1 pseudogene is annotated in these 290 nt (G+C 63.4%); it reads right to left on the bottom strand.

Going from position 1 to position 290, the window contains the following annotated elements:
• Positions 1–290: pseudogene (locus GV790_RS29895) on the bottom strand (preprotein translocase subunit SecA); the annotation flags it as partial.

Genomic DNA, 290 nt, shown 5'->3' with positions numbered 1-290 from the left:
ACCTGCAGGTTGAACAGGTAGCCGACCGACTCTTCCTTCAGGCCCTCCAGCATCGCGGCGAACATGTCGAAGCCCTCACGCTGGTATTCGACCAACGGGTCACGCTGGGCCATCGCGCGCAGGCCGATGCCCTCCTTGAGGTAGTCCATCTCGTAGAGATGTTCGCGCCACTTGTGGTCGAGGACCTGTAGCAGCACCTGCCGCTCGAGGGTGCGCATGCTGCCCTCTCCTGCCAGGCCGTCGATCTCTTCCTCACGCTTGGCGTAGGCATCGTGCGCGTCGTCGAGCAG

Source organism: Nocardia cyriacigeorgica (assembly GCF_010858045.1).
Taxonomy (GTDB): Bacteria; Actinomycetota; Actinomycetes; order Mycobacteriales; family Mycobacteriaceae; genus Nocardia; species Nocardia cyriacigeorgica_E.
This window is presented reverse-complemented; position numbering and strand designations above follow the sequence as displayed.